This is a genomic window from Psychrobacter sp. 1U2, from assembly GCF_051847575.1.
The window spans coordinates 1-523 of record NZ_JBPYDC010001794.1; the positions used below are offsets into that span (position 1 = coordinate 1).

Sequence of the window (523 nt, forward strand, 5' to 3'; positions counted from 1 at the left end):
TGACAGTGCAGCCAGTGACAACCGATTAGGTCTAGCATCAAGCTTCCCTTCGTGGTCACTTGAGACTCCGCTGAATAATACTTTAGCAAGCGTCGTTCAAAACTATGGTGATGTGTTTCGTACCATCAGTACGATGGCGCTGACCTACTTGTTGCTCCCCATTGAGCGTCTGTTAACTATTATTCCCCCATGGATCATTATCGCGCTCGTGACGATACTGGGATGGTTTGGTGTCCGCAAAATATGGTTTGCGCTAGCCTGTGGTGCAGGGCTATTTTTAATTGGTGCTTTTGGTCTATGGGGCGCGCTCATCGATACCTTAGCGCTACTGATTGTATCAGTATTGGTTACGGTAGTGATTGGTATTCCTATTGGTATTGCCATGTCAGGTAGCAAGATACTTCGTAAGATTGTGACACCTGTACTAGATGTGATGCAGACCATGCCAAGCTTTGTTTATCTTATTCCGGTACTTATGTTGTTCGGGATTGGTAAAGTACCGGCGCTGTTTGCCACAGTCATT

At 46.1% G+C, this 523-nt stretch carries 1 pseudogene; it reads left to right on the top strand.

Annotated features, from left to right (window positions below):
* A pseudogene (locus ACS8FD_RS24445) lies at positions 1–523 on the top strand (glycine betaine ABC transporter substrate-binding protein); the annotation flags it as partial.